We start from the raw sequence: 7,205 nt of genomic DNA, 5'->3' as shown, positions 1-7,205 counted from the left end.
TTGATACCTACTAATTCTTGTATGGCTACGCCACGCAAGCTATCAAAAATCAAATAGGAGTTCTATAATTGCATTGAGAAAATCTAGGTAGAATTTTAATCATTGTCTCATTTTCTCCTTGGTTAGCGATCGCTCTAGTTATCTGATTTTTAGAGATTTCTCTGGCTTAAAAAGCCCTATTAGTACCAGCTTTATTTGGCTGAAGTTTTGCTTTGTCCGGGGGTACTATTGTCGGGAATTGTCAAAATATAGCTCTTATTTTAGTTTTCGCTATTTGCGAATTTTACTCAAAAGATAGAGGTACGAAAATCGCCAAAGATGGTAATTAGATAGAATAGTGATTGATAAAATCCCTGTGTAGGTTAGGACAATGACAGCACGAAAATTGAGCGAAACTGAACTAACACTAGCTCTCAAGAGTTTACCAGGATGGCAAATCAAAGATGGCAATTTATACAAAGAATATAAATTTAATTCTTTTGCGACTGCCTTAGGTTGGATGGTTAGTGTCGGTATTTATGCGGAACAAATCGGACATCACCCGGAATGGTTTAATGTTTACAACACTGTTCTAGTTGATCTTACTACCCACGATATCGGTAATGCTATCAGCAATTTAGATGTAGAATTAGCGGAGAAAATGGAAGAATTAGCATCTTCATAATTAGCCTCAGCGAATAAAATATGGATTCGGCACACTACAGAACCACCATCATACAAGTCATGGAAGCATTTTAGTGTTACCAGACATCAAAAACAAATCCTTTTAGGGCTTTATTGATTCTATTCTTAATAAGCTCATGAAATAAAATGCCATTTTACCTTGGTGTAAGTGCTAAAATAGCATAAATATTTTTCATGGTGTGACATATCAAACTCGTGCTGTATAAGCTTTAAAGGTACACATAGTTATCACACTCCTAGCTCTAACATACCCTATACCCGTGTCTGACGGTTTACTAATTTTTTAGTATTTCTTCAGAATTTTATTGCCGGTGTAATTGTATAGTTACACAACTTGAACTTTAACTTATCTAGAAATGCAACAAACATCTTTTCATCAGGATTTTCTTAATAAGCAGGCTAAATTTGCTGCTTATAGAATTAATAACATGAATATTATCGCTTTACCTCATGTATATCATCCTGCACCTGGTTCTAGTTCTTTCTTTATGTTGAACCCTATTCAAGAGATTTATCAAAATCTTCAAACCAAGAAAAAGCGACTTTTAGAATTGGGTTGTGGTACAGGGGTTGTGGGACTTAGTTTAGGTAAATATGTAGAAGAACTTTATCTTTCTGATATAGCTGCTCATGCTACATTCTGCACTAAATTGAATACATTGATAAATTTCCGCAAAGCTAAAATTTACCGTTCGGATTTATTCCAATCTTTGCCTAAAGTTTTATTTGATGTTATTCTTTTTAATACCCCTTTGTTCGATAAACCAATTGAAAGTGTGGGCGAGTTGACCACAAATGATCCAGGTGGTGAAATATTCCTCAATTTTATCCAACAAATTCCTGAATACATTGCACCTCAAGGGGAGGTGTTTTTTAGTTATTCCACTATTGGAGATTTAAACGCACTTAATAAAATTCCGTCAAACTTTGTTGTCGAAAAAATTGCTGAGGTACGGTATGCAAAAACTGATAAAAAATATCTGTTTCGCTTAACCATGAATTAATCCCAGTTGACATTGAGTTGAAATATCATCAGGAGCATAATCACAAATGACAGGCTATAAACTCACGGAAACGGAAATACAAGCAGCTTTAGCAAGTCTAGCGGGTTGGATAGTCAAGGAAGGTAAGTTATACAAAAAATTTGAATTTCGTTCTTTTAATGAAGCAATGGGTTGGATGGTTAGTGTTGCAATTTACACTGAGGTAATCAAACATCACCCGATCTGGCTGAATATTTATAACTTGGTTGAGGTGAGTCTTTTGACTCACGATTTAGGTCATGTTATCAGCAATTTAGATGTTGAACTTGCTAAAAAAATGGATGAATTAGCAGCACCGCTGTTACCCTAAATAAGGAGGAATTGGTAATACCCGAAACTAATTTGTTTCCTGAATTTGTAATCTAATTGTATGTTCTATTGCGCCACTTAATTGCAATTCCATCATTTCACCACCAAGGGGTTCTATACAAGTGAGGAGCGATCGCAGGTTAGGTGTACTTGCACCCGTATCTACATACAATCTATCCGCTAAATTACCAATTTTTTTCCAAGTCATATACAACTTAGCAATATTTTGTTCAATTTGAGACGCTTGATTTACCAAGTCAGCAGCGATACTTAAACAACCGACTCTTTGGGCTTCTTCTAATGCGGTTTCAATATCTACATCTTCCGCTATTAACGCTTGTACCTGAGCAGCAGATTTGAGATATTTAGCTAATTGACGGGCTTCTGAAGTCGCTTGTTTAACAGTATCAACGTCAGGATTGGCGGCTATATCCCGTTGTAATGCCTTTTGGTGCAATTCGGGCAGTTTTTCCATTTCCTTGACTAGAGGGGCAATGTAGCGCGGTGGGAGGCTGTTATCTGCGGCTTTTTCTCTCACCTCTTCTGGTAATAAATCTGATGTCATGGCAGTCCATTCGTCAGTAAGTTGACGGACTTCTCTCCGGGTAATGCGATCACCTTTTTGCGCGGCTTCACTAACCATCTGTTGTACTTCTGGTACAGCTTTGGCCGTTTCGACAAAGGCCCGTTTACTAAAGTTGTTAACTGTGTCTGGGTCGAGTTTGCCATCAGAAATCAGGGTATCAGCACTATTAGCTAATTGAATCCAACTGTAAGCCTGGGTTTTACTGATTTCCCGTTCTTTGAGCCATTTAAGAAAACCAGTACCGCGCCCATCTCCGCCTTTTTTTTCTCTGTCACGGATAGAACGTAAGATCCGGCCTCGCCAAATTTCTGTTTGCAAGTCAAAACGATCGCATACTTGCCATGCTACATCTAGTTGTTGTAAAAAGTCAGACTCAGGAATTTCCTCATCTTCTGGATCAGGTAGTTGAAAATCTAAATCTGCTGGCTGTTGCAGTGCAGCAGCTATGTTATTCATGGAGTCGGTATCTTGCACGATGGGTAAGTAGTTGGTGTATGCGATTTGTGCTTATATTCACATAACCTCCTATTGATTATTCTGGAAATTGGTGAATAAAGCAAGTTAGTATTTTACTGCAAAAAATTAAATTTTAGGGGACTGGGAAAATGAGAAAATGAATAAACAAAAGATCAGGATACAGACCAAAGATCAAAATCAAAAACTGTTCCCTGTTCCCTGTTTAGAGTTCCCTTCTTTATGAATAGACAAACTGCCAAAATCCTCGACGGTAAGGCATTAGCCGACAAAATTCAACAAGAACTGCGCCAGACTATTACCATAGTACAAGGTAAAATTGGCCGATGGCCTGGTTTGGCTGTACTCATGGTTGGTGATAACCCAGCTTCAGCCGCTTATGTCCGCAATAAAGAAAAATCCTGTGCTAAAGTGGGAATTATCTCTTTTGGTAAACACTTCCCCACCCAAACCAGTCAAACTGAACTGGAGGAAGTGATTGCTGAACTCAACGAAGATGAAAGGGTAGATGGAATTTTGGTACAATTGCCCTTACCCAATCATTTAGATGCTGTCAGTCTACTACATCGAATTGCACCAGGCAAAGACGCTGATGGACTACATCCGGTAAACTTAGGTAAACTTGTACGTGGTGAAATAGGTTTACGCAGTTGTACTCCCGCTGGTGTGATGCGCTTATTAGCGGAATACAAAATTCCTTTACAGGGTAAAAATGCAGTAGTGGTGGGGCGTAGTATTTTAGTAGGGAAACCCATGGCCTTGATGTTATTGGAGGCTAATGCTACAGTCACAATTGCTCATTCAAAATCTCAGAATTTACCGGAGATTACCCAAAATGCGGATATTCTCATTGCAGCCACAGGTATTCCGGGAATGATTACCGCTGAGATGGTCAAACCGGGCGCGGTTGTGGTAGATGTAGGGATAAATCGAGTTACAGATAACAGTGGCAAAAGTCGTTTGGTTGGTGATATTCAGTTTGAAGCGATCGCTAATGTGGCAGAATATATTACCCCTGTTCCTGGTGGTATTGGTCCGATGACAGTTGCTATGTTATTACAGAACACTGTCTCTAGCTATTTACAAACAACAGGCAATTGATAAATAATTCTTATGAATGCAGGAGGATTAAAAATTTTGGACTGTGGATTTTAGATTTATTCCCCAAATGAATTTAGGGGCTTCAAACTCCTTGAGATTTTAAACTTTGAAGCTTCAAGCCAAAATCCAAAATTTAAAATCTAAAATCTAAAATTCCGTGAGTGTTTCCGTCCCCAACCCCCGTAAAATTAATATACAGATCGCAAACAACAGCCCCATATTTTCAACAGTTAAGAGGAATACAAAGCATGGTAGCAACGGATGAGAAATTGACAACCCCACAAAAATCAGAGTCGGCTAGTTTTAACCTCGCTACCTATCTCAAAGAACGACAACAGCTTTGCGAACAGGCTTTGGATAATTCCATTACCGTCGTTTATCCAGAAAAGATTTATGAAGCCATGCGCTACTCCCTCTTAGCTGGAGGTAAACGAGTTCGTCCCATTCTCTGTCTAGCTACCGCTGACATGATTGGTGGCACAATAGAAATGGCCATGGCCACAGCTTGCGCGGTAGAAATGATCCATACCATGTCACTGATTCATGATGATTTACCCGCTATGGATAATGATGATTATCGTCGTGGTAAATTGACAAATCATAAAGTCTATGGTGAAGATGTGGCTATTTTAGCAGGAGATGGTTTATTGGCCTTAGCTTTTGAGTATGTGGCCGCCCAAACTCCTGAAAATGTACCCAGGGATAGGGTTTTACAAGTAATTATTCGTCTGGCCAAGGCTTTGGGTGCGGCTGGCTTAGTCGGTGGCCAAGTGGTAGATTTAGAATCGGAAGGTAAGTCGGATATTTCCCTAGAAACTCTGAATTTTATTCATAATCATAAAACCGCAGCCCTGTTAGAAGCTTCCGTAGTTTGTGGAGGAATTATTGCCGGTGCATCTGCTCAAGATGTGCAAAAATTAACTCGTTATTCTCAAAATATTGGTCTCGCTTTCCAAATCATTGATGATATTCTAGATATTACTGCTACCCAAGAACAGTTAGGTAAAACCGCTGGTAAGGATCTAGCAGCTAAAAAAGTCACCTATCCTAGTTTGTGGGGAATTGAAGAATCTCGCGCTAAAGCTCAACAACTAGTTGCTGAGGCTTGTGCTGAATTAGAATTTTATGGGGAAAAAGCTATTCCTCTCCAAGCACTCGCTCATTTTATCACCAGCCGCAATCACTAAATCCAATTTTAGATTTTGGCGGCTTGTATCCTCATTTTTCCTCCACACAACCACTACTCACACTTACTAACCTCACCAAAATACCATGCAGGACATAGGCATAGGCGAAATTATTAATAACCGGGTACTGTTGGTTGCGCTTGTAGCTTGTTTTGTGGCTCAAGGATTAAAGCTGATCGTTGAGTTAGTCAAACACCAAAAATTAGACGTGCGTGTCCTAGTCACGACTGGGGGTATGCCTAGCGCCCATTCAGCCCTAGTGACAGCCCTAGCAGACGGTGTAGGACAAACTTTAGGTTGGGCATCTCCAGAATTTGCTCTAGCTGCGGTTTTTGCTATTATTGTGATGTATGATGCCGCTGGTGTCCGTCAAGCTGCCGGTAAGCAAGCACGGATACTTAATCAAATGATTGATGAATTATTTCATGAAAAACCGGACTTTTTCCAAGACCGTCTCAAGGAGTTATTAGGACATACACCAGTTCAAGTTATTGCTGGTTCGGTTCTGGGTGTAACTATTTCTTGGTTAGCTAGGGCTGCATATTAGTCATTGGTAATTGCCCGGATTTCCCAGATGATCAACGTATTACAAATGGTGTTGGTTATCCTTTGTGATACAATAGTATGGCAAGTAGATACGCAGCAGATATGACAACCATACTTAGAGAAAAAGTATTAGTCCTTCTGCGTCAGGCGTTGAATAACCTAAACGCTGATTTTCGTGACGCACAATGGGAAGCTATAAGTAGGTGAACGGAAAAAAACCGACATCAGTAACGAAAAGTAAAGTTGCCCAAAACCTTTTCCCTGTTCCCTGTTCCCTGGTCATAAGGATTTAAGGATTGACACAATTTTATGGCATTTAGCAATTATAAAAGTATTAGTTCAGTCATTAAAAAATTTCAAATCAAGTATGTGCAATCTAATTTTATGTTGGAAGTAGAATTTCCGGCCAAGGAATCTTTTAAGGAGGAATTAGACTTGCTATTTACAGATGGAGTTATTGATAACTCCGAAGATGCTATTTGTGAAAATCTCATTTATCCAGTATTGAAAGAAGTATGGAAACCTTACCGAAGTAAATTAACTCTTTGGAGTCATGAAGCATTAGCTTATGATGAGGATTTATCAGGTATTCCTGATTATACTGTGGCACAGCGAAACTCTTTAAGTACAATTGTTTTTGATAAACCTTATTTTTTGATAGTTGAAGCTAAACAAGACAAATTTGAAGAAGGTTGGAGTCAGTGTTTAGCTGAAATGATCGCAGTTCAGAGAATTAATGATGATTTTGTTAGTGATATTTTTGGAATTGTTTCTAACGGGAAAATATGGCAATTTGGAAAGTTGGTTGGTGATGTATTTACTCGAAATAAAAATCTGTATATGATTCAAGATTTAGATAAATTATTTGCTGCGGTGAATTATATTTTCCAACAATGTGAATTAAAAATCCAAAAACATTAAAATAATTTCTCGTTTCTCTCGTTCCCATACTCTGTATGGGAATGAATTCTAGAAGGCTCTGCTTTCAAAAACAGTGGAGTCTGGAGTCAGCACCTCTGTGATAGCATTCCCAGTCGGAGACTGGGAACGAGATAATTACGAATAGGAACTATGACCGTCTCAAGGAACTACTAGGACATACACCAGTTCAGGTTATTGCTGGTTCGGTTCTGGGTGTAACTATTTCTTGGTTAGCTAGGGCGGCCTATTAGTTGGTTGTCAGTAAGGATATTACTCTTACACAATAATCAGATTTTTAGGCAAGTTTTGTTTAAGTCCTCAAAAAATTTGAACTTTATGTAAACATTTAATAAG

The 7,205-nt window shown here is 38.8% G+C and carries 8 protein-coding genes and 1 pseudogene; 8 read left to right on the top strand and 1 reads right to left on the bottom strand.

Annotation, left to right across the window (positions count from 1 at the left end; genetic code table 11):
* Nucleotides 1–370 precede the first annotated feature (370 nt).
* The 3 genes from ACIR310F_RS0119585 (at nt 371) to ACIR310F_RS0119575 (ending at nt 2,037) form a co-directional block, all read left to right on the top strand.
* The gene (locus tag ACIR310F_RS0119585; RefSeq protein ID WP_028085290.1) at nt 371–664 is read left to right on the top strand and encodes a 4a-hydroxytetrahydrobiopterin dehydratase; all 294 of its coding nucleotides are present in this window, start codon (nt 371–373) and stop codon (nt 662–664) included.
* A 376-nt stretch (nt 665–1,040) separates the two neighbouring features.
* Entirely contained in the window at nt 1,041–1,688 is a 648-nt protein-coding gene (locus tag ACIR310F_RS23865) for a methyltransferase (RefSeq protein ID WP_028085289.1), read from the top strand.
* A gap of 46 nt (nt 1,689–1,734) precedes the next feature.
* Nucleotides 1,735–2,037: a 4a-hydroxytetrahydrobiopterin dehydratase gene (locus tag ACIR310F_RS0119575; RefSeq protein WP_028085288.1), complete on the top strand. Its 303-nt coding sequence runs from the start codon at nt 1,735–1,737 to the stop codon at nt 2,035–2,037.
* 27 nt (nt 2,038–2,064) lie between these two features.
* Here ACIR310F_RS0119575 and ACIR310F_RS0119570 read toward each other — a convergent pair whose 3' ends face one another.
* A complete protein-coding gene (locus tag ACIR310F_RS0119570; RefSeq protein WP_035368541.1) occupies nt 2,065–3,078 on the bottom strand; it encodes a hypothetical protein in 1,014 nt (337 codons plus the stop codon).
* A 240-nt stretch (nt 3,079–3,318) separates the two neighbouring features.
* On the opposite strand from ACIR310F_RS0119570, the gene folD reads away from it, so the two are divergent.
* The 5 genes and pseudogenes from folD to ACIR310F_RS24635 all read left to right on the top strand — a co-directional run.
* A complete protein-coding gene (gene folD / locus ACIR310F_RS0119565) occupies nt 3,319–4,197 on the top strand; it encodes a bifunctional methylenetetrahydrofolate dehydrogenase/methenyltetrahydrofolate cyclohydrolase FolD (RefSeq protein ID WP_028085286.1) in 879 nt (292 codons plus the stop codon).
* 248 nt (nt 4,198–4,445) lie between these two features.
* Nucleotides 4,446–5,384 carry a geranylgeranyl diphosphate synthase CrtE gene (gene crtE, locus ACIR310F_RS0119560; protein ID WP_028085285.1) on the top strand — a complete coding sequence of 313 codons (939 nt, stop codon included), beginning with the start codon at nt 4,446–4,448 and terminating at the stop codon, nt 5,382–5,384.
* A gap of 85 nt (nt 5,385–5,469) precedes the next feature.
* A complete protein-coding gene (locus tag ACIR310F_RS0119555) occupies nt 5,470–5,931 on the top strand; it encodes a divergent PAP2 family protein (protein ID WP_028085284.1) in 462 nt (153 codons plus the stop codon).
* A 308-nt stretch (nt 5,932–6,239) separates the two neighbouring features.
* The gene (locus tag ACIR310F_RS0119545) at nt 6,240–6,851 is read left to right on the top strand and encodes a hypothetical protein (protein ID WP_028085283.1); all 612 of its coding nucleotides are present in this window, start codon (nt 6,240–6,242) and stop codon (nt 6,849–6,851) included.
* Between the two features lie 122 nt (nt 6,852–6,973).
* A pseudogene (locus ACIR310F_RS24635) lies at nt 6,974–7,102 on the top strand (divergent PAP2 family protein); the annotation flags it as partial.
* Nucleotides 7,103–7,205: the final 103 nt, after the last annotated feature.

Source organism: Dolichospermum circinale AWQC310F, from assembly GCF_000426925.1.
Lineage (GTDB): Bacteria > Cyanobacteriota > Cyanobacteriia > Cyanobacteriales > Nostocaceae > Dolichospermum > Dolichospermum circinale.
This window is presented reverse-complemented; position numbering and strand designations above follow the sequence as displayed.

What these genes read in the sequence shown, in the direction of transcription:
- ACIR310F_RS0119570 (WP_035368541.1), bottom strand. Translation starts at nt 3,078, where the DNA reads ATGAATAACATAGCTGCTGCACTGCAACAGCCAGCAGATTTAGATTTT.
- ACIR310F_RS23865 (WP_028085289.1), top strand. Translation starts at nt 1,041, where the DNA reads ATGCAACAAACATCTTTTCATCAGGATTTTCTTAATAAGCAGGCTAAA.
- folD (WP_028085286.1), top strand. Translation starts at nt 3,319, where the DNA reads ATGAATAGACAAACTGCCAAAATCCTCGACGGTAAGGCATTAGCCGAC.
- crtE (WP_028085285.1), top strand. Translation starts at nt 4,446, where the DNA reads ATGGTAGCAACGGATGAGAAATTGACAACCCCACAAAAATCAGAGTCG.
- ACIR310F_RS0119545 (WP_028085283.1), top strand. Translation starts at nt 6,240, where the DNA reads ATGGCATTTAGCAATTATAAAAGTATTAGTTCAGTCATTAAAAAATTT.
- ACIR310F_RS0119555 (WP_028085284.1), top strand. Translation starts at nt 5,470, where the DNA reads ATGCAGGACATAGGCATAGGCGAAATTATTAATAACCGGGTACTGTTG.
- ACIR310F_RS0119585 (WP_028085290.1), top strand. Translation starts at nt 371, where the DNA reads ATGACAGCACGAAAATTGAGCGAAACTGAACTAACACTAGCTCTCAAG.
- ACIR310F_RS0119575 (WP_028085288.1), top strand. Translation starts at nt 1,735, where the DNA reads ATGACAGGCTATAAACTCACGGAAACGGAAATACAAGCAGCTTTAGCA.